Annotated in this window: 19 protein-coding genes; 14 read left to right on the top strand and 5 right to left on the bottom strand. The window is 62.3% G+C overall.

The features are described 5' to 3' along the window. Positions 1-138: 138 nt before the first annotated feature. The 4 genes from AB7G19_RS20600 to AB7G19_RS20615 all read left to right on the top strand — a co-directional run bounded on the left by AB7G19_RS20600 (position 139) and on the right by AB7G19_RS20615 (position 5911). The gene (locus tag AB7G19_RS20600) at positions 139-1134 is read left to right on the top strand and encodes a formylglycine-generating enzyme family protein (protein ID WP_283016605.1); all 996 of its coding nucleotides are present in this window, start codon (positions 139-141) and stop codon (positions 1132-1134) included. 114 nt (positions 1135-1248) lie between these two features. Beyond that, positions 1249-2925: an arylsulfatase gene (locus tag AB7G19_RS20605; RefSeq protein ID WP_283018879.1), complete on the top strand. Its 1677-nt coding sequence runs from the start codon at positions 1249-1251 to the stop codon at positions 2923-2925. Between the two features lie 161 nt (positions 2926-3086). Further along, positions 3087-4796: an arylsulfatase gene (locus AB7G19_RS20610; RefSeq protein ID WP_428841227.1), complete on the top strand. Its 1710-nt coding sequence runs from the start codon at positions 3087-3089 to the stop codon at positions 4794-4796. Positions 4797-4873: 77 nt separating this feature from the next. Next, positions 4874-5911: an HAD family hydrolase gene (locus AB7G19_RS20615; RefSeq protein ID WP_283016604.1), complete on the top strand. Its 1038-nt coding sequence runs from the start codon at positions 4874-4876 to the stop codon at positions 5909-5911. 163 nt (positions 5912-6074) lie between these two features. Here AB7G19_RS20615 and AB7G19_RS20620 read toward each other — a convergent pair whose 3' ends face one another. After that, the gene (locus tag AB7G19_RS20620; RefSeq protein ID WP_283016603.1) at positions 6075-6326 is read right to left on the bottom strand and encodes a hypothetical protein; all 252 of its coding nucleotides are present in this window, start codon (positions 6324-6326) and stop codon (positions 6075-6077) included. A 361-nt stretch (positions 6327-6687) separates the two neighbouring features. On the opposite strand from AB7G19_RS20620, the gene AB7G19_RS20625 reads away from it, so the two are divergent. The 3 genes from AB7G19_RS20625 to AB7G19_RS20635 all read left to right on the top strand — a co-directional run bounded on the left by AB7G19_RS20625 (position 6688) and on the right by AB7G19_RS20635 (position 8898). Continuing rightward, positions 6688-7308, top strand: a complete 621-nt coding sequence (locus AB7G19_RS20625; protein ID WP_283016602.1) for a ParB-like protein — start codon at positions 6688-6690, stop codon at positions 7306-7308. 114 nt (positions 7309-7422) lie between these two features. Further along, positions 7423-8232, top strand: a complete 810-nt coding sequence (locus tag AB7G19_RS20630; RefSeq protein WP_283016601.1) for an MIP/aquaporin family protein — start codon at positions 7423-7425, stop codon at positions 8230-8232. Between the two features lie 12 nt (positions 8233-8244). Continuing rightward, positions 8245-8898, top strand: coding sequence for a MarC family protein (locus tag AB7G19_RS20635; RefSeq protein ID WP_283016600.1), 654 nt, complete (start codon positions 8245-8247; stop codon positions 8896-8898). Between the two features lie 202 nt (positions 8899-9100). Here AB7G19_RS20635 and AB7G19_RS20640 read toward each other — a convergent pair whose 3' ends face one another. Together AB7G19_RS20640 and AB7G19_RS20645 are read right to left on the bottom strand one after the other, a co-directional pair. Then, positions 9101-10543, bottom strand: coding sequence for an outer membrane protein (locus tag AB7G19_RS20640; RefSeq protein WP_283016599.1), 1443 nt, complete (start codon positions 10541-10543; stop codon positions 9101-9103). Between the two features lie 214 nt (positions 10544-10757). Next, on the bottom strand, positions 10758-10940 hold the full coding sequence (locus AB7G19_RS20645; protein WP_283016598.1) for a hypothetical protein: 183 nt from the start codon (positions 10938-10940) through the stop codon (positions 10758-10760). A 497-nt stretch (positions 10941-11437) separates the two neighbouring features. On the opposite strand from AB7G19_RS20645, the gene AB7G19_RS20650 reads away from it, so the two are divergent. Next, positions 11438-12454 (top strand): SphA family protein, encoded by a 1017-nt coding sequence (locus AB7G19_RS20650; RefSeq protein WP_283016597.1) that lies wholly within the window; start codon positions 11438-11440, stop codon positions 12452-12454. 131 nt (positions 12455-12585) lie between these two features. On the opposite strand, the gene AB7G19_RS20655 is transcribed toward AB7G19_RS20650, so the two are convergent. Beyond that, a complete protein-coding gene (locus tag AB7G19_RS20655) occupies positions 12586-13587 on the bottom strand; it encodes an ATP-binding protein (RefSeq protein WP_283016596.1) in 1002 nt (333 codons plus the stop codon). A 181-nt stretch (positions 13588-13768) separates the two neighbouring features. Here AB7G19_RS20655 and yajC point away from each other — a divergent pair, with 181 nt between their 5' ends. Genes yajC through AB7G19_RS20685 form a run of 6 tightly spaced genes read left to right on the top strand, consistent with a single transcriptional unit; the run spans position 13769 to position 19419 of the window. Then, the gene (gene yajC, locus AB7G19_RS20660; protein ID WP_071913636.1) at positions 13769-14143 is read left to right on the top strand and encodes a preprotein translocase subunit YajC; all 375 of its coding nucleotides are present in this window, start codon (positions 13769-13771) and stop codon (positions 14141-14143) included. Between the two features lie 46 nt (positions 14144-14189). Next, a complete protein-coding gene (gene secD, locus AB7G19_RS20665) occupies positions 14190-15794 on the top strand; it encodes a protein translocase subunit SecD (protein WP_283016595.1) in 1605 nt (534 codons plus the stop codon). An 11-nt stretch (positions 15795-15805) separates the two neighbouring features. Beyond that, positions 15806-16825 (top strand): protein translocase subunit SecF, encoded by a 1020-nt coding sequence (gene secF / locus AB7G19_RS20670; RefSeq protein ID WP_283016594.1) that lies wholly within the window; start codon positions 15806-15808, stop codon positions 16823-16825. Between the two features lie 60 nt (positions 16826-16885). Further along, entirely contained in the window at positions 16886-17269 is a 384-nt protein-coding gene (locus AB7G19_RS20675; protein ID WP_028152342.1) for an Mth938-like domain-containing protein, read from the top strand. After that, positions 17266-18129, top strand: coding sequence for a phytoene/squalene synthase family protein (locus AB7G19_RS20680; RefSeq protein ID WP_135213736.1), 864 nt, complete (start codon positions 17266-17268; stop codon positions 18127-18129). Before AB7G19_RS20675 ends, AB7G19_RS20680 begins: the two co-directional genes overlap by 4 nt. A gap of 45 nt (positions 18130-18174) precedes the next feature. Beyond that, the gene (locus AB7G19_RS20685) at positions 18175-19419 is read left to right on the top strand and encodes a threonine ammonia-lyase (RefSeq protein ID WP_354097605.1); all 1245 of its coding nucleotides are present in this window, start codon (positions 18175-18177) and stop codon (positions 19417-19419) included. Between the two features lie 13 nt (positions 19420-19432). On the opposite strand, the gene AB7G19_RS20690 is transcribed toward AB7G19_RS20685, so the two are convergent. After that, complete coding sequence (locus tag AB7G19_RS20690; RefSeq protein WP_354097604.1) at positions 19433-20602, bottom strand: aminotransferase class V-fold PLP-dependent enzyme; 1170 nt, start codon at positions 20600-20602, stop codon at positions 19433-19435. Between the last annotated feature and the right edge of the window lie 21 nt (positions 20603-20623).

Genomic DNA, 20623 nt, shown 5'->3' on the forward strand with positions numbered 1-20623 from the left:
GACATGGCAGGGCTTGCTGGTGGCCCAGCTCCGTCATGAGGGACGCGACCAGGACTCTTTGATTTGGATCAATTCTGAAATCTGCCGTTCCGGCTCCGTGTCAGCGCTGGGTAATGACGCACGGGTCCGGAGATCGGCATGAAGCTGGCTGATACGAAATCGTCGCCTGATCGCGGGCAATCGCTCCAGCATCCTGCAGGCGAGGGGATGCTGTATGTGCCGGGCGGCACGTTTCGCATGGGTTCGGATCGGCACTATCCGGAGGAAGCGCCGGTCCACCGCGTCACCGTGGATGCGTTCTGGATGGATCGCCATCCAGTGACCAACCGGCAATTCAAGGCGTTCGCCAAGGCTACCGGCCACGTCACCGTTGCCGAGATCGTGCCCGATCCAAAGGACTATCCGGGAATGCTTCCGCACATGGTCTATGCGGGCTCCCTGATGTTCTCGCCGCCCGCGTATCCGGTCAGTCTCCGGGATTTCAGCCAGTGGTGGACCTTCGCCAAGGGCGCGGACTGGCGGCATCCCTACGGGCCGGGCAGCGATATCCGTGGGCTGGACGATCATCCCGTCGTGCATGTGGCCTTCAGCGATGCGGTCGCCTACGCAAAATGGGCCGGCAAGGATTTGCCAACCGAAGCCGAATGGGAATTTGCGGCGCGCGGCGGACTGGACGGCGCCGAGTTCGCATGGGGAGATGAGTTTACGCCCGACGGCCGTCATATGGCCAACACCTGGCAGGGTGAATTTCCGCGCCAGAACACCCGGGACGACGGCTTCGAACGGACATCGCCGGTCACGGCATTCCCGCCGAACGGTTACGGGCTGCACGATCTGATCGGCAACGTCTGGGAGTGGACGTCCGACTGGTACTCGCCTCAGCATGAAGCCGACGCCGCAAAAGCCTGCTGCATTCCGGAGAACCCGCGCGGCGGCCGCGAGGCCGATAGCTACGACCCAAGAACGACCAACGTCAAGATTCCACGCAAGGTCATCAAAGGCGGCTCGCATTTGTGCGCGCCGAATTACTGCCGACGCTACCGGCCGGCTGCGCGGCATGCGGAGCCGGTCGACACTTCCACAAGTCATCTTGGATTTCGGTGCATCAGGCGAGGAGCCTCTGACGCATCTTAATGGGAGAGCGATGCCATGTTGAATTGCGTATTCAATGATGAGCTTTCGGTCACAATGCCACGCAAGAAGCAAGGGTGGCTCAAGCGGTCCAGCGCGGCGCTGCTCGGTGCGACGATGATGATACCGTCGGCGGGATTGATCAGCACGCCGGTGGCCGCCCAGCCGGCGCAAAAGCCCAACATCCTCTTTATCATGGGTGACGACATCGGCCTCTACCAGCCAAGCATCTACCATCGCGGGTTGATGGTCGGCGAGACGCCCAACATCGATCGCATCGGCAATGAAGGCGCGATCTTCACGCATTACTATGCCGAGCAGAGTTGCACGGCCGGTCGCAACGCCTTCTTCACCGGAATGCATCCGCTGCGCACCGGCATGATTCCTCCGCAACTGCCCGGCAGCCCGTCCTATCTGCGGCCCGGTACCCCGGCGCTCGCCAAGTTCCTGCTCGATCTCGGCTACAACACCGGCGAGTTCGGCAAGAACCATCTCGGCGACCACACCGACGCGCTGCCGACCGCGCATGGTTTCCAGGAATACTGGGGCTATCTGTATCACCTCGACGCCATGCAGGGCGTGAGCTTCCCGGACATCAACAAGACTCCGAGCCAGCAGTCGGTTGCCCCGCCCTGCAAGAATACGCCGATCCCCGGCATCCCGGAGGTACCGGGCGCGGTCGATCCGAAAACGACGGTTTGCCTGACGCCTCCGCGCAACGTCCTGTTCTGCAAGTCCGATGGAACATCCAGGACTCAGCAATGCATCGACCAGGGCCCGCTAACGCTTGAGCGATCGAAGGGTGTCGACGAGGAAATCTCGTCCAAGGTCATCGACTTCATGGATCGCAATGATCCGAAGACGACGGGCAAGCCTTTCTTCGTCTGGTACAACCCCGCGCGCATGCACATCACGACCGTGCTGAATGACAAGTACGCGGCCATGGTCGGCGAGCCCGGCGGCAAGGACTGGGGCCTCAACGAGGCCGGCATGAAGCAGTTGGATGACAATATCGGCTATGTGCTGAAGAAGCTCCAGGACATGGGTCAGCTCGACAACACGATCATCGTGTTCACGACCGATAACGGCGCCGAGACCATCACCTTTCCGGACGGCGGCACGACTCCGTTCAAGGGCGGCAAGCTGAGCACCTGGGAAGGCGGTATGCGCGCTCCGGCGCTCATTCGCTGGCCGGGCGTCATCAAGCCCGGCACCATCAAGAACGACATCTTCGCGTCACTCGACTGGCTGCCGACGTTTGTCAACATCGCTGGCGGCGCAAAGGGAGACGCGCTGAAGAAGCGGATCGAGGCCGGCCAATATCCCGGCATCGTGAAGACGACGCTCGATGGCGTCGATCAGACCGAGTACCTTTCCGGACGTTCGGAAACGTCGGCGCGCGACACCTTCTTCTACTATTCGGGCAAGGACCCGTCGGCGGTGCGGTACAAGAACTGGAAGATCTACTTCACGATGGTGTCCGACGCCCCGCAGGGCTTTATTTCTGGAGCGGCTCCCTATCACTGGGCCCAGGTCGTCAATATCAAGCGAGACCCGTTCGAGACCTCGATCGGTTCACAATACAAGACGCTCATGGGCCTCGGCGGCGTAATCGGCTCCCCTTCTACCGCCTACGTCTATGACTGGAACATGCTGCCCATCGGCCAGGCGCTCTGGCTGAAGGAACTGGAGACCTATCAGGCGTACCCGCCGCTCCAGGACCCGGCCAGCTATAACCTCGATCAGGTGCTGCAACAGATCAAGCAGGCCAAAACTGCCGGTCGCAGCGACTAGCCGCGAGCGTGATCTGACGAAGCGGGCGCCTCACGAAGGGGCGCCCGCCAACGGAATAGCGAGCAAAGCGATAAAGGCCCGCGGCACCTCCGCGAGCCACGTCCGCTTCCGACACGTTAAGCGAACAGAACCAATTGCATTACAACAAAGAGGAGCGCGTCATGAGCAACAAGCTTCCGCCTGGAGATTCCCACGACGCTACTCCGCAATCGGGCAGTGGAATGAAACGCCGCGATCTCTTGCTGAGCGGGAGTTCTCTTGTCGCCGCCTCGGCACTCGCCGCGGTCGGGCTGACAAGTTCCGCGCAGGCGCAGCAGCCAACACCGTCACCCGCGCCAGCGGGGCAGCGGCCGAACATCGTCGTCATCATGGGCGACGATATTGGGATGTGGAATATCGGCGCCTATCACCGCGGCCTGATGGCGGGGCGGACGCCCAATCTCGACAAGCTCGCCGCCGAAGGCATGCTGTTTACCGATTACTATGCCGAGGCAAGTTGCACGGCGGGTCGCGCCAACTTCATCACCGGTGAATTGCCAATCCGCACCGGCATGACCACGGTCGGCCAGGCCGGCGCAGCGATCGGGATACCCGCGCAGGCCGTGACCATCGCCACGGCGTTGAAAGGAATGGGCTACGCCACTGGCCAGTTTGGCAAGAATCACCTTGGCGACAAGAATGAATTCTTGCCGACGATGCACGGTTTCGACGAGTTCTTCGGTTATCTCTATCACCTCGATGCAATGGAAGACCCCGCGCACCCCAATTACCCGCAGGACCTGCTGAACGTCGTTGGTCCGCGCAACATGCTTCATACCTATGCGACCAACGTGGATGACCCGGCGGTCGATCCGCGCTGGGGCAAGGTCGGTAAACAGAGGATCGAGGATGCCGGAACGCTCTATCCCAAGAGGATGGAAACCGTAGATGACGAAATTCGCGACCTGGCGATCAAGTTCATCGAGAAGGCCAAGGCCGACAACAAGCCGTTCTTCCTGTGGCTCAATCCCACCCGGATGCACATCGTCACCCACCTCGCCCCCAAATACCAGGCCCTACGAAACTCCAAGAACGGCTGGTCGATACATGAAGCCGGCATGGCGCAGCTCGATGACGACGTCGGCCTCGTGATGCAGAAGCTCAAGGATATGGGCGTGGACGACAACACCATCGTGGTCTTCACCACCGACAACGGCACCGAGGTCTTCACCTGGCCTGATGGCGGACAGACGCCCTTCGCGCAGAGCAAAGGCACCGTCATGGAAGGTGGCTTCCGCGTACCCTGCATGATCCGTTGGCCGGGCAAGGTGCCGGCCGGCAAGGTCGAAAACGGCATCATTTCCGGTCTGGACTGGTTTCCGACTTTCCTGGCGGCGGCCGGCAACCCGAACATTGCAGAGGAACTGAAGAAGGGCAAACAGATCGGTGACACGACCTATAAGTGCTATCTGGACGGCTATAACCAGATGGACATGATTACCGGCAAGGGACCGTCGAACCGGCACGAAATCTTTTACTTCGGCGAGAGCGAACTCGGTGCCGTTCGCATCGACGACTTCAAGTATCGTTTCATCGACCAGCCCAGAGGCTGGCTCGGCGAAAAGACCAAGGCTGACGTGCCGTACCTGACCAACCTTCGCCTCGATCCGTTCGAGCGCACGGGCTGGCCCGACAATGGGACCAAAGAAGGCGCGCAACAGTACTTCGACTGGTTCAAATACGAATTTTGGCGCTTTGTGTTTGTTCAGCAGCAGGTGGAAAAGCTGGCGATGACGGCGATCGAGTTTCCGCCGATGCAAAAGGGCGCGAGCTTCAACCTCGATGCCGTGAAGGCGAAAATCGAGGCGGCCCGGGCGGCAGTGAGTAGGTAGTCGCCAGGGCTTCGACTGATTTATGGCCGGCGCGCCGAATTTCCGTGCGCCCGCTGGGCAATGGAAAGGTGTCGACCATGAAGCCGATCATCCGTTTACCTGCTATCGATCGTCGCGTCCTTCTCTCGTCCCTGGCGATGCTTCCGGTACTGTCCGTTTCACTCCGTTCCACCTCCGCGGTGGCACAAGGGCAGAGCGATCCTCTGCCGTCCTGGAACGAGGGAGCGACCAAGGCTTCGATTCTTGACTTCGTCGCCCGCGTCACGATGCAAGGCGGGCCCTTCTTCGTACCGGTCGACCAACGCATCGCGACCTTCGACAACGACGGGACGCTTTGGATCGAGCAGCCGATGTACGTGCAACTGGCCTTCGTACTCGACCGCGTAAAGGCTACGGCGCCAATGAATCCGGAATGGAAGACCAAGCAACCGTTCGCGGGGGTGCTGGACGGTGATCTGAAGGCGGTGATGGCATCCGGCGAAAAGGGATTGGTCGAACTGATTGCGGTGACGCATGCTGGCATGACCACGGCGGAGTTTGAGAAGATTGTCACGGATTGGCTGGCGACCGCGCACGATCACCGCTTCAAGCGGCCGTATACCGAACTGGTCTATCAGCCGATGCTCGAACTGCTCGCTTATCTCCGGGCCAGCGGCTTCAAGACCTTCATTGTGTCAGGAGGCGGCATCGAATTCATGCGGCCCTGGACCGAGCGGATCTACGGAATACCGCCGGAACAGGTTGTCGGATCGTCGATCAAGACCCGATTTGAGATCAAGGACGGTGCGCCAACGCTCTTCCGGCTGCCCGACATCAATTTTATCGATGACAAGACGGGAAAGCCGATCGGCATCAACGAGCACATCGGCCGGCGTCCGATCGCCGCCTTCGGCAATTCCGACGGCGATCTCGAAATGCTGCAATGGACGACGCTCGGCGCCAGTGGCGCGCGGTTCGGCCTGATCGTCCACCATACCGATGCGGAACGCGAATATGCCTACGACCGCGACTCGCATTTCGGGAAACTCGACGTCGCGCTGGACGCCGCGGCCGTCAACAAGTGGACCGTCGTCGACATGAAGAAGGACTGGAAGCGCATCTTTGCCTTCGACTGACATCCTCTAAGGACCCATAAGCGCTATCTGGACGGCTATAGCCAGTGGACATGGTTGCCGGCATGAGGCACGCAACGCATTCCGGATTTGCACACCGACCATCTTTGTCGCCTGCGGCACCGCGTTCGAGGCGCGGACGTCCGCTGTTAACGCAAGGCGGACATCAGCAGGACGTTGGGCGCCCCTTGGGCGGCACCACGGTCGGTGGCCAATAGGGTTTGGAATCCTTGGCATCCATATTGATCGTTCCGCCGAACGGCGCGGGCGGGTTTGGGAGATATTTGCCGTCTATCGTCGTCGTGGCGCTGGGTGAGCCCGGCGCTCCCGAGGTCTGCTGGGCGAAGGTCGGACCAATTTTGAGAGCCAGAACGGAGGTCGACCATACCAATGCGCGCATGGTGGGAGTGATGTTCATGGTCAGACTCCCTCGAATTGACTATTCGAAGCTAAACCTGCGAACAGCATTCGTCATACGCTTCAGGATGGCCGCATCGTCATCGACCACAATCACGAAGCGCCATCATGTCCGTGTCGCCCCGGTACGGGCGCGCGTCAAGGGTCTTGGCCGACCGTTGATCCAGATCAATGGAATAGTCCACCGTGAGCACAATGAAGGGTCGTTGTTAGAAAGGCGGGCTTTGCCGACGGGCGCTGAGAATGTCTGGTGATCGGGACCGACCGGACGCGGCTGGCCCCGCGGTGGGTTGCTGACGAGGCGACGACGTCTTCTTCTAAAAGCGAACATTTCCGGACTAGTGATCAAAGAAGTCTGCACGATGTCGGTTCGCGAACCCATTCTCAAGCCCGTTGCGATCGCAGACCTGCGCCCGACCCAGATGACGGTCGGCATTCGGGAGGTCAAGGAGAAGCGCAAGCGCTGGCGTGACGAGAGTAAAAACAAAGGAGCCGAGTTCTTGGGCAAGCACATGATCCCGGTCGTGCTTGGCCCGAAGGACCGCCACTACGTCATCGATCATCACCACCTGGCGCGTGCGCTCCATGAAGAAGGGGTCGAAGAGGTACTGGTTACCGTGGTGAAAAACCTCAGGACGCTGGAGCCCGATTCGTTCTGGTTCGTCCTGGACAATCACAGCTGGATGCATTCGTACGACGACGAGGGCCGTCTGCGCCCTTACAAGGATTTACCGAAGACCGTGGCCGGGCTTGTTGACGATCCGTTCCGCTCGTTGGCGGGAGAACTGCGGCGCGCCGGGGGGTACGCCAAAGACACGACGCCGTTCAGCGAGTTCTTGTGGGCGGACTTTTTGCGTCGACGGGTCAAGCGCAAAACCGTAGAGACCCACTTCGAGGCCGCGCTCGAGCAAGCCCTGGAATTGTCCAAAAACGAGGAGGCGAGCTACCTGCCCGGCTGGTGTGGTCCCGTCCTGGAGGATTGAAGGCATGCCTGGCCCGCTCGAAAAATCCGCAAGCCCGCCGAGGACCCGAGGAGCCGTGCTGGCCCGGTGCGAGAGGCTAACGGACAGCGGCATCGACCAGAGGAAAGAGCAATCATGGCGCAAGCAGAGGCCGACAGAGCACTGAGCCATCTGGATCACGAGCTTGTCGCATCGCTAAACGACTTCCACGATCCGAGCCAAGAGTGGCGCCGCCTCTTCTCGGAGCTGCTCGGAACGTTCTTCCTCGTCCTCGTGGCCGCCGGTGGCGGCATGATGGGGCAGGCCTTTCCCGGCACGATCAGCCGTGCCGCTGCGGTCGTCGCACCCGGTCTGATGGTGATGGCGATCATCCTCTTCATGGGCAAGGTGTCCGGCGCTCACCTCAATCCCGCGGTCAGTATCGCGTTCTCGCTGCGTGGCGACTTCCCGTGGCGTCGCGTGCCGGGATACATCGCCGTGCAGTTGATCGGGGCGACGCTCGCGGCACTGTTCCTGCACGCCGTGATCAACGTGTCGGCCAGCTACGGGTCGAACTATCCCGCGTCGGGATACTCGGCGTCCGATGCGTTCCTGATGGAGGCCGTGCTGACCTTCGGTCTCGTCAGCGTCATTCTCGGCACGGCGTCCGGCGCCCAGAACATCGGGATATTGGGCGCGATCGGCGTCGGCGCGTACATTGCGCTCGCCGGGCTGTGGGGGAGCCCTATCTCGGGAGCGTCGATGAACCCCGCGCGCACGTTCGGCCCGAACTTAGTCGCAACCGACTTCATGAGCTACTGGGTGTATGTCGCAGGCCCACTCGTGGGTGCAGTTCTCGCAGTGGGTGCGGCATGGGTGCTCCGCGGTGCCGGCGGCGGCCGCGCAGGCTCAGGCGCCGCCCAGGGAAGCCTTTTCACCGAAGTCGAACACCCGGGGAAGGGGTGAGGCGCAGGCATAATGGGTCATGAACTCTCGCTGTTCGTGGGTACGTTCGCGACATTGCTCGCGATAATAAATCCGTTCGAGGTCCTGCCGGTCTATCTGAAGATGTTGGAAGGCAAGGACGCCGCCACGCATCGCCAAGTGGCATGGAAAGCCTGCCTCTATGCGCTGCTCCTATCGCTCTTTTTTTTGATCTTCGGAACGCTGATCCTACGCTTGTTCGGCGTGCCGCTGAGCATGGTCCGCATCGTCGGCGGGATCATCCTGATGAAGATCGGCTTTGAGCTATTTTCACCATCCGCTTCCGGTGGCGTGATTCCAGCCAGCGGTGCGGATCAAAGCGGCAACATAGCTTTCGTGCCGCTTGCGATGCCGCTCATGTGCGGACCAGGCGCCATCGCCACCATCCTCGGCATGACTGCCACGATTAAGCGATCATCAGCGGAACTGGCCTCTTTCGTAGCGATCGTCGTGGCTATTTTCGCGACGATGGTCGTCACCTACCTGTGTCTGGCATATGCCGGGAAACTTTTCGACAAGCTCGGCGCAATGGGGATCGATGCTATCACCCGAATAGTTGGCTTCTTCGTCTCTGCGATGGGCGTTGCGCTGATCTTCGACGGTGTCATCGAGGCACTGCAGACGCATGGTGTGACGATTCTGCGTTGAGCTGTTGGTGGCGCCACGCAAATTCCGGGGCGATCTTGACCGCGGATGCATTCTGCCAATCGGAGATTTGGTCTGAACCGAACCGAGTCCGAGGTGGACCGTATTACGCGGCGTCGGGAAGTTGTCGGCCCACAGTACAAGGGACGCGATCATCCACTTCGGAAACCGAGACACACGTCTCGTTGCGCGCCAGGTTGCCCCGTCATTTCACCGGGAACAGAAGCGCGACGGTAGTTCGCAGTGACCAGGCCGGAGCGCCAGTCGGACGTATCGCGTTGTAATAGGCTTGAATCGATGCGTTGACCGGTTGATCACCCACTCTGAAAACCCGACCGATACCGCCGCCGACCGGCACTGTCCACCGCTCCCCGGACGCCGCGAGCCAATCCGCGGTGATGATGGGTGATGTGTTCAGGTACCAGCCGTGCGGCATGTTGTAGTTGGCGAAGGGCTGGGCGAGGAAGGCGTTCACGGGCGGTCGCAGTGGATTGCCACCGACCGACCACTGGTTATTGAGCAGTACGCCGATCACCCAATGCGGGGGCGTGACCACTAACACGGCCGTCGGGCCGAACAGATATCGACCGGTCCCGAGGATAGGATCGTTGGCGGACGGAACAGTGAAGACTGGACCAACGCCCCAGATGAGCTTGCCCGGGTTCGTCGGGGAAAGAAACAACGACTGAGTAATGTCTCCAATCCCGTTGGTGTTGCTGTCGAAGAACGGACTCGGCTGGCTCACCAACGGAATGATAGTACGTGAGATCACGTTCCAGTCGTCGTTTAGATGCATGGGCACGACGGGTTGAATGTTGAGTACTTCCTGGGTGCGATTGAATGGTCCGGTATTGAAATTGGTGTTGCTCTGAAACGGCACGCTGACCAAATCCGCGATCGGATTTTGTGATTTCTTCTGTAGATCTTCGTCGTCTGAAGGCTCGTGGGAATGCTTTGGCGCCTCGGCCTCCGCGGGAAGGCCGCTTTCGAATTTATAATTGATGCCAGCTTTGACCATTTGAAGGTCGCGGTTCAAAGCGACCGAGGGGACGGTGGGAGAACGCCAGTTCGATAGCCCAAGATAATCGTATTCGAGTTTGACGGTCCAATGCGACTTGAATCCGTATTCGATGCCAGCGCCCGCCAACCAGCCGGTGTTCGTGCTGGTCCCGTTCCAAGCGGCGCCGGGGAGGTTCAAAGTAGCGCTGCTGTTGACCCAGCCGCCGCCAAGCTTGGCGAATACGAGCCATCGATCATCCACGAGGCCGACACGGCCCGCCACGGTGCCGATCCAGTGCTGGTCTACAAAGCCTAATGTCGGAGCAGGAAGGACCGGATGTCCGAAGCCGGCTCCATCGAACTCACCTTCGACACCAAACAGAAAGTGACCGGCCTGGAAGTTATAGCCCGCCTGCATGCCTCCAACGAATTCGCTGAGCCCGCCATAAAGATTGTTGCCGGGAATGTTCAGGCCGCCGTTGGACCATGCACCGCCGAAGTTGGCGCCCACATAGAACCCTGACCAATTATAGGGTGGCGCGACGATCGGCGCTTGGTACAGGGGAGCTTTGGTGGGCAAGTCGGATGCAAGAGCAGAGCCGCTCAACAATCCTGCAGCAGCAATACCTGCAAGGAAAATTTTCTGCACTGTCGCCTCCTCAAGGTAGGCCACAAGTCCGAAACTTATTCCCAGAGGCACTCTGCGGCCAACCGACTTGTTTGATGCAGATCAAACCATTCGTGCAATTTCTGATGCGGTGACATTCCGGCAACAACGAGGTTGAGTCCCTCTCCCTAACCGCGCCGCATGCCTCAGTTCGCGATGCCTCGCAAACTCAGCACTCCGTGGCTCGCCACATACATTAACCCAAGATTGAATTGGCTGCGGCGTCACCATCATTGGCCAGCGGACGAATAAGGCGCAGTGCCTTGGCGTAATCGCCTCTGGCGTGAGCATCGACTCCATCCTCGAATGGGCCAGCGGCCACAGGTGCGGCGAAGGCTGACGCTAGAACGACGCCGACGAGCGTGAGTTTGAGGTTCATCGTCTGGCAACTTTGCTCTTGGTCACACTCGATTACCAATAAGCAGTCGTGAGGTTCAATATGCGACCTAACATCGGCTGGCATCGCGTTGCAGCAAGAGACGCCGGCGAACGGTAACGCGAGCTTGCTTTTTTCTCACCCGGTGGTGGGGGGCCGAAAATGGAATCAGTGGCACAAACTGCATACTCAACATTTCCAGCTATGAGAGGGTTGCAGTAGGTCTGCCGTGGCACCCGATCGGACTTGGGTTACCGAATGTGGCTCTTTGGTCGCAGCGTTAATCTTTTTTACGACAGATCTATCCCCGTTGAATTTTACATGATGAGCCCGGTCGCCTCGGGAGGTACGCTGTCGCCGAGTTGTATTCGGAGGCGACACATCTTACGAGGCACGACATGACAGCGGAAGTTGCACTGGCTGCGGCGGGGAGTGAGCGACCGAAATCAGCACGTCGGCGCAGACTTGGCGTTGCTGCATTCGTCTTGGCGCCGTCGATCATGTTTTTTTCCCATTGTGCATCGGCCGATGAAGGCGGCGTCAGCTTCTGGGTCCCCGGTTTTTTTGGAAGCTTGGCGGCTACGCCGCTGCAGCCGGGTTGGTCGCTGGCAAACATCTACTATCACACCTCTGTCTCCGCCGGCGCCGACGTCGCGCGTGCGCGCGAGTTCACGCTCAACCGAGTCCCGGCCAATGTTACCGTCGACGCAAAACTGAATTTGAACGTCAACGCCACCGGCAATCTTGGCTTTGTGATCCCGTCCTATGTATTCCAAACGCCGGTGCTCGGCGGCCAGGCGTCCGTGTCCCTGTTAGCAGCCTATGGCGTCGTCGGCACCAGCCTGGCAGGCACCTTGTCAGGCGTGCTCACGGGCCCGCTCGGCAACAACGTCCCCTTCGCGCGGTCTGACACGATCAGCGACACGACATGGGGCTTTGGGGATGTGGCGCCGGTATTCCAATTGCGCTGGAACGCCGGCGTCCACAATTACATGACCTATATCATGGGCGACATCCCGATTGGCGCTTACCAATCCGATCGCTTGTCGAATATAGGCATCGGACACGCCGCGATCGACGTCGGCGGCGGCTACACCTATTTCAATCCGCAGACCGGCCACGAATTCTCCGGCGTGCTCGGCTTCACCTACAATTTCAAGAACACTGCAACGCAGTATCAGAATGGCGTCGACATGCACTTCGACTGGGGTGCATCGCAATTCCTGTCGAAGCAGGTCATGGTTGGCCTCGTGGGTTATGTCTACAAGGAGCTCGGCTGCGACAGTGGTTCAGGCGACCGCGTCGGCTGCTTTCAGTCCCAGGTGGTCGGCATCGGCCCCCAGATTGGATTCCTGTTTCCGGTCGGCGACCTGCAGGGTTATCTCAATTTGAAAGCTTACGGCGAGTTCGCTGCGGAAAACCGGCCATCAGGCTGGAATACCTGGGTCACCTTCTCTATCTCGCCGCCCGCGCCCGGAGCACCTCCGACGACAAAACCCATCGTCAGAAAATATTAGCAGCAATCAAGCCGCGGCTTGTCAGTTTGCTGATCATTCTTTGCAACGCGCGGGCAACCGGTGGCAGCAAGGCACGCGTTGACCCCCGCCTTCGGGGAAGGGCGGTACGTAGCCGGGTTGCGATCCGACCGCTAATTCACCGTCAGCTTTACGCCGAGCCGCCCCGCAAGCTCCTGCACGAACTGCCAGGCGACGCGGCCCGAGCGGGAGCCGCGCGTCGTCGACCATTCCAGCGCCTCGCGCTCCAGCGCCTCGTCGTCGACCTCAATGCCGAAATGGCTGCAATAGCCCCGCACCATGGCCAGATATTCGTCCTGGCTGCAGCGGTGGAAGCCGAGCCACAGTCCGAAGCGATCCGACAACGAGACCTTCTCCTCGACCGCTTCGCCGGGATTGATCGCGGTCGAACGCTCGTTCTCGATCATCTCGCGCGCCAGCAGATGACGGCGGTTGGAGGTGGCGTAGAGGATGACGTTCTCGGGGCGGCCCTCGATGCCGCCTTCGAGCACTGCCTTGAGCGACTTGTAGGACGCATCATTGCCGTCGAAGGACAGGTCGTCGCAGAACACGATGAAGTAGAAGGACGAGGCGCGAAGCTGCTCCATCAGCGCGGGCAGGCTCTCGATGTCCTCGCGGTGGATCTCGATCAGCTTCAACTTGTCGGACGGTTTGCGCTCCGCGTTGATGCTGGCATGCGCCGCCTTCACCAGCGACGACTTGCCCATGCCGCGCGCGCCCCAGAGCAGGGCATTGTTGGCCGGCAGGCCGTTGGCGAAACGCTCGGTGTTCTCCATCAGGATGTCGCGCATCCGGTCGACGCCCTTCAGCAGGAACAGCTCGACGCGGCTGACCCGCGGCACCGCAGCGAGGCGGCCGTCGGGGTGCCAGACATAGGCGTCCGTCCGCTCGAACGATTCGCGTTCGACGGCCGGCTTGCCCTGGGCGGCGAGGTGCGCCGCGATCGTCTCCAGCGCGCGGACGATGCGATCCTGGGGGAGGTCCGGGGCTGGGTTAGCGACTGCCTTATCGACCTTGGAGGGTGCCTTGGGACGTTTTGCCGCGACGCGGGCAGGCGTCCTGGCAGGGGTGCGGGGGCCTTTGCCGGCCGGGCTTTTGCTTGGTTTTTTGGGCATGTCCGAAGTTCCTGAGAATGCAGCCTTATCGGGCCTGAGGCCGCGCCGCAAGGTGGCCAAATCGACGGTCTGGCAGCGTTGCAATTGGGGCAATGGCCGCTATAGTCCGCGCGAATTTGACCGAACCGGTCGCCTTTGAGGGCCTGACCGGTTTTCCCCCGTTTCCACGAGGATCGTCCGAATGTTCATTACCCCTGCGTATGCCCAGGCCGCGGGCGCCGGCGACACCAACAGCATGTTGATGTCGCTGCTGCCGTTCGCCCTGATCTTCGTGATCATGTACTTCCTGATTCTGCGTCCGCAGCAGAAGAAGGTCCGCGACCACGCCGACCTCGTGAAGAACATCCGCCGCGGCGACACCGTGGTGACCTCGGGCGGCCTCGTCGGCAAGGTCACCAAGGTCGTCGACGACGACCAGATCGAGTTCGAGATTTCCGACGGCGTGCGCGTGCGGCAGATGCGCCAGATGATCTCCGGCGTGCGCGCCAAGGGCGAGCCGGCCAAGGAATCCAAGGATAGCAAGGAAGCCGCCAAGGACGACGCCGCGTCGAAGTGAGCGCTTCCGCGAGCATCCCAATCTCCTGATCTGACAGGTCCAGTCGATGTTGTATTTCACGCGGTGGAAGGCGCTCGGGATTATCCTGACGGCGCTGATCGTGTGCCTCTGCGCGGTGCCGAACTTCTTCCCCGAAGCGCAGGTCAAGACCTGGCCCGCCTGGGCGCAGCGCCGGCTCGTGCTCGGCCTCGACCTCCAGGGCGGCTCCTATCTGCTGCTCGAGGTCGATTCCAGCTATGTGAAGAAGGAGAGGCTGGACCAGGTCCGCGACGACGTCCGCCGGACGCTGCGCGATGCCAAGATCGGATTCACCGGCGGCGTGACCGTGCGCAACGACGCGGCCGAGGTTCGCATCACCAAGGAATCCGACGTGCAGCCGGCGCTCGCCAAGCTTCGCGAGCTGTCCCAGCCACTGGGCGGACTGATGGGATCCAGCGGTCAGCGCGACCTTGAGGTGACCGATGCCGGCGGCGGCGTGATCCGCCTGGCGATCCCGCAGGCTGCGATGCTCGACCGGATGCGCAAGACCATCGAGCAGTCGATCCAGATCGTCGAGCGCCGCGTCAACGAGCTCGGCACCGTCGAGCCCGTCATCCAGCGCCAGGGCAACGACCGCATCCTGGTGCAGGTCCCCGGACTTCAGGATCCAACCCGCCTGAAGGAATTGCTCGGCAAGACCGCGAAGATGGAATTCCGCATGGTCGATGCGTCCGTGCCGCCGGATCAGGCGCAGCAGGGACGGTTGCCGCCGGAATCCGAGCTGCTGATGAGCGCCTCGCCGCCGCCCACGCCCTATGTGGTCAAGAAGCAGGTGCTGGTAGCCGGTGGTGACCTGACCGACGCCCAGGCGAGCTTCGACCAGCGCACGGGTGAGCCGGTCGTCAGCTTCAAGTTCAACACCTCGGGCGCGCGCAAGTTCGCGCAGGCCACGCAGGAAAACGTCGGGCTGCCCTTCGCGATCGTGCTCGACAACAAGGTGATCTCGGCGCCCGTCATCCGCGAGCCCATCACCGGCGGCCAGGGCCAGATCTCCGGCAATTTCACGGTGCAATCGGCCAATGACCTCGCGATCCTGCTGCGCGCCGGCGCGCTGCCGGCGCCGCTCACGGTGGTCGAAGAGCGCACCGTCGGTCCGGGCCTCGGCCAGGACTCGATCGAGAAGGGTGAGCTGGCAGCCTATGTCGGCTCGATCCTCGTCATCGTCTTCATGCTGCTGACCTACCGGCTGTTCGGGGTGTTCGCCAACATCGCGGTGGCGATCAACGTCGCCATGATCTTCGGCCTGTTGTCGCTGCTCAACGCCACGCTGACGCTGCCCGGTATCGCCGGCATCGTGCTCACCGTCGGCATCGCGGTCGACTCCAACGTGCTGATCTACGAGCGCATCCGTGAGGAGCTGCGCGGTGGCCGCAATGCGATTTCGGCGATCGACGCCGGATTCAAGCGGGCGCTTGCGACCATCCTCGATTCCAACATCACCACCTTCATTGCCGCTGCCGTGCTGTTCTACATCGGCACCGGTCCGGTGCGCGGCTTTGCCGTGACGCTCGGCATCGGCATCATCACCACGGTGTTCACCGCCTTCACGCTGACCCGGCTGATCGTAGCCTGGTGGGTGCGGTGGAAGCGGCCGCAGAGCGTGCCGATCTAGGAGCTAAGACCGTGACTCACTACGTTCTCATCGGGCTTGGCATTCTCATTGCCGTTCTCACCGTGGTCGCAGCGCTCGGGCTGCTGCCGTCGCTGCGCATCGTCCCGGACGATACGCATTTCGACTTCACGCGCTTCCGCCGGATCAGCTTCCCGATCTCGGCGGCGCTGTCGATCGTCGCGATCACACTGTTCTTCACCCACGGCCTGAATTTCGGCATCGACTTCCGCGGCGGCACGCTGCTGGAGGTGCAGGCCAAGTCCGGCGCCGCCGACATCGCCGCGATGCGCACGACGCTCGATGCCTTGCATCTCGGCGAAGTCCAGCTGCAGCAGTTCGGCGGCCCCGAGAACGTCCTGATTCGCGTCGCGGAGCAGCCGGGCGGCGACGCTGCCCAGCAGGAGGCAGTGCAGAAGGTGCGCGGTGCGCTCGGCGATACCGTCGAATATCGCCGCGTCGAGGTGGTGGGACCGCGCGTGTCCGGCGAGCTGCTGGCCTACGGCATGCTCGGCCTGATGCTCGCGATCGTCTCGATCCTGATCTACCTCTGGTTCCGCTTCGAATGGCAGTTCGCGCTGGGTGCCATGATCGCCAACGTGCACGACATCGTGCTGACGATCGGCTTCATGTCGATCAGCCAGGTCGATTTCGACCTGACCAGCATCGCGGCCCTTCTGACCATTCTGGGCTATTCGCTCAACGACACCGTCGTCATCTACGACCGTATCCGCGAAATGCTGCGCCGCTACAAGAAGATGCCGATGCCGCAGCTGCTCAACGAGTCGATCAATTCGACCCTGTCGCGTTCGATCATCACCCACTTCACCGTGACGCTGGCGCTGCTGGCTCTGCTGCTGTTCGGCGGCCATGCCATCCACAGCTTCACCGCGGTGATGATGTTCGGCGTGGTGCTGGTCGGCACCTATACCTCGATCTTCATCGCGGCCCCGATCCTGATCTATCTCGGCGTCGGCGAGCATCGCGAAGATGCGCCCGATACGGCTACGCCGGCGAAGAAAAACAAGGCATGATCCGAACCGCATGCCCTCGCAGGCGTTTGCGAGGGCAGTAAGCTCATTCGGACGAAGCACATGGCCGGCGATCCCAACGCACCGCATTTTCCCCGCTCGGCGCCGATCGAAGCCTATGGCAAGGGCGGCTTCGCCTTTGCCGGCATGTCGCATCGGGGATCGCTGCTCTGCCTGCCCGACGCGATCTGGGCCTGGGACGTGACGGACCCGACGAAGATCGACCGCTATTCGCTGGATCGCGTCTTCACGGCGGCCAACAGCATCGACACGCTTCTGATCGGTACCGGAACCGGCGTCTGGTTGCCGCCGCCGGACCTGCGGCAGGCGCTGAAGGCGGTGAGGGTGGTGCTGGATACGATGCAGACCGGTCCCGCCGTGCGCACCTACAACATCATGATCGGCGAGCGGCGCCGCGTCGCGGCCGCGCTGATCGCCGTGCCATGAGCAGCGCTGCGCCTCCGGCCGATTCCGTCGCCTTCTGCGCCGGCCTCGTGCGCAGCCATGACTTTCCGCGCTATGCCGCAACGCTGTTTGCGCCGGCCGCCGAGCGCCAGGCGCTGCTGGCGCTCTATGCCTTCAATGTCGAGATCGTCCGCGTCCGCGACCAGGTGAGCCAGCCCTTGCCCGGCGAAATCCGCCTGCAATGGTGGACCGACATGCTGTCCGGCCACGTCCACGGCAGCGCCGAGGGCAACCCCGTGGCGGCGGAGCTATTGCGTGCGATCAGCGATTTCGACCTGCCGGTCGAGCCGTTGTCGCTGCTCGCCGACGAGCATCAGTTCGATCTCTACAACGATCCGATGCCGACCATGGCGGCTCTGGAGGGCTATCTGGACGCGACCTGTTCGGCATTGTTTGCCCTCGCGGCGCGGGTCATGGCGCCACCTTCGGAGGCGGCCGAGCATGTCGCAAGGCATGCCGGCCTCGCCCAGGGCATCGCGCAGGTGATTGCGAATCTGCCGCGCGACTCGGCGCACCGGCAACTGTTCCTGCCGCAGCAGCTGCTGGCGGCCCATGGCTGCCAGATGGAGGACGTGTTCGCCGGCAAGGAGACGCCAAATCTGCATGCGGTGCTGGGCCAGCTCGTGGGCGAAGCCGAGCAGCATTTGACGACGGCCTTGTCGTTGTTGCCGGAGGTGCCGGCGCCGGCACGGCCAGCGTTTCTGCTGCTGAGCCAGGTGCGGGGTGACCTCAAGCGCCTGTCGCAACCCGGGCGCAATCCGTTTGCGCCGCAGCCCCCGTCGCGGCTGCGCACGCTATGGACGCTGTGGCGGGCTTCACGTTCCCGGGAATTTACCAAATAGCGGCCGGCTTATCGCCTCAAACGGCCAAATGCTCTATGCTGTCCTATGGCTGAGTTGTCCCAAAACACGTCCTCCGATCTCAGCGGCTTGCCGGTCGCTCTGGGTGACATTCTTGCCGCCGCCGACACCATCCGCGGCGCCGTCGTCGAGACGCCCTGTAGCTACAGCCGCACGCTGAGCAACATCTGCGGCTGCGACATCTGGCTGAAATTCGAAAACCTCCAGTTCACCTCCTCGTTCAAGGAGCGGGGTGCGCTCAACCGGCTCACCGCGCTGACGCCGGAGGAGCGTGCGCGCGGCGTCATCGCGATGTCGGCGGGCAACCACGCGCAGGGCGTCGCCTATCACGCCAAGCGGCTCGGCATTCCCGCCACCATCGTCATGCCGGTCGGCACGCCCATGGTGAAGGTCGAGAACACCAAGCACCACGGCGCCGAGGTGGTGGTGACGGGCGCGACGCTGGAGGAGGCGGCCGCCTATGCGCGCAGCCATGGCGAGGCCCGCGGCATGATCTTCGTCCACCCCTACGACGACCCGCTCGTCATCGCGGGGCAGGGCACTGTCGGGCTCGAGATGCTGAAGGCGGTGCCGGAGCTCGATACGCTGGTGGTCCCGATCGGCGGCGGCGGCCTGATCAGCGGCATCGGCATTGCCGCGAAATCGATCAAGCCGACGGTGCGGATTCTTGGCGTCGAGGCCTGGCTCTACCCCTCGATGTACAACGCCATCCATGACGGCAATCTGCCGGCGCGCGGCGACACGCTCGCCGAAGGCATCGCGGTGAAATCGCCGGGCAAGATCACGACCGAGATCGTCCGCCGCCTCGTCGACGACATCGCGCTGGTGAACGAAGCCGAGCTCGAGCGTGCGGTCGCGACCCTAATCTCGATCGAGAAGACCGTCGTCGAGGGCGCCGGCGCCGCCGGACTTGCCGCGCTGATGTCGGATACGTCCCGCTTTGCCGGCCAGAAGGTCGGTCTCGTCCTGAGCGGCGGCAACATCGACACGCGGCTGATCGCCTCCGTTCTGACGCGTGAGCTGGCGCGCGAGGGTCGGCTGACCCAGCTGTCGCTCGACATCCCCGATCGGCCTGGGCAATTGGCTGCCGTCGCCTCACTGCTGGCCGAGGCCGGTGCCAACATCATCGAGGTCTCGCATCAGCGGACCTTCTCCGACCTGCCGGCCAAGGCGACGCTGCTTCAGCTCGTCATCGAGACCCGCGACAACGCGCATCTCGACGAGGTCATGGCCAAGCTTGGTGCATCCGGACTGAGCGCGCGCTGCACCTGAGTGGCGCGCGCCGCTATCGCGGCGCCAAACCCGCGATGTGGCCGATCAGCCGGTCGATCTCGGCTTCCGTGTTGTAGTAGTGCGGCGACGCCCGCACGACTGGCGGCAGCGAGCGGATCTCGGCATCGATACGGGTGCTCCCCGGATCTGAAGCGCCGATGGTGATGCCCGCCGCAGCGGCGCTGCTGACGATGGCGTCCGCCCCATACCCATCCAGCGTGAAGCTGACGATGGCGCCCGGTGCGCGTCCGAGGTCGCGAATGGTCACGCCGCGAACCGAGGCGAGGCCGCCGCGAAGACGGTCCGCAAGCAGACGGCAGCGCTGCTCGATGGGGCCGAGGCCGATCGCGAGGGCATAATCGATGGCAGTGCCGAGACCGAGACGTGCCGCGTAATTGTTCTCCCATGTCTCGAAACGGCGGGCATCGTCACGGAGCCGATATTCACCTCGCGAGACCCAGGGCGCGGCGAAGTGATCGATCATCGGCGGCTCGAGCCGTTGCAACATCTCGCGGCGGACGTAGAGAAAGCCCGTGCCGCGCGGGCCGCGGAGGAATTTGCGCCCCGTCGCCGACAGCATGTCACAGCCGATGGCTTCGACGTCGACCGTCATCTGGCCGACCGCCTGGCAGGCGTCGAGCAGATAGGGAATCCCGTGCGCCCGCGCGATCTTGCCGATCGCCGCCGCGGGATTGACCAATCCGCCATTGGTCGGAACCGCGATCAGCTTCACGCGCTCGTCGATCATGCGCTCGAGCGCGTGGACGTCGAGCTCGCCGCTGGCATCGCTCGGCACGACATCGATGATCGCGCCCGTGCGCCTTGCGACCTGAAGAAACGCGACGTAGTTGGCAGCGTATTCCGCTTCGGCGGTCAGGATCCGGTCGCCCTGGCGGAACGGAAGCGCGTAGAACGCCATCTGCCAGGCAATTGTCGCGTTCTCCATGAGGGCGATCTCATCGGGGGCGGCATTCAGCAGGTGCGCTACGGAGCCATAGACCGCATCGAGCCGATCGGACTCGCGGTCGGCAGCGGCATAACCTCCGATCTCGCTCTCCAGGTCGATGTGGTCCTTCATTGCCGCGACGACGGCAGTTGGCATGAGGGCCGCGCCGGCATTGTGGAGATAAGCGAGGCGGGAGGCGGCCGGGGTGTCGGAACGTATCCGGTCGATGTCGATCAATGCTGGTCTCCGCCTCTGCTG

The organism is Bradyrhizobium sp. 215_C5_N1_1 (genome assembly GCF_052075935.1).
In the GTDB taxonomy this organism is placed as follows: domain Bacteria; phylum Pseudomonadota; class Alphaproteobacteria; order Rhizobiales; family Xanthobacteraceae; genus Bradyrhizobium; species Bradyrhizobium barranii.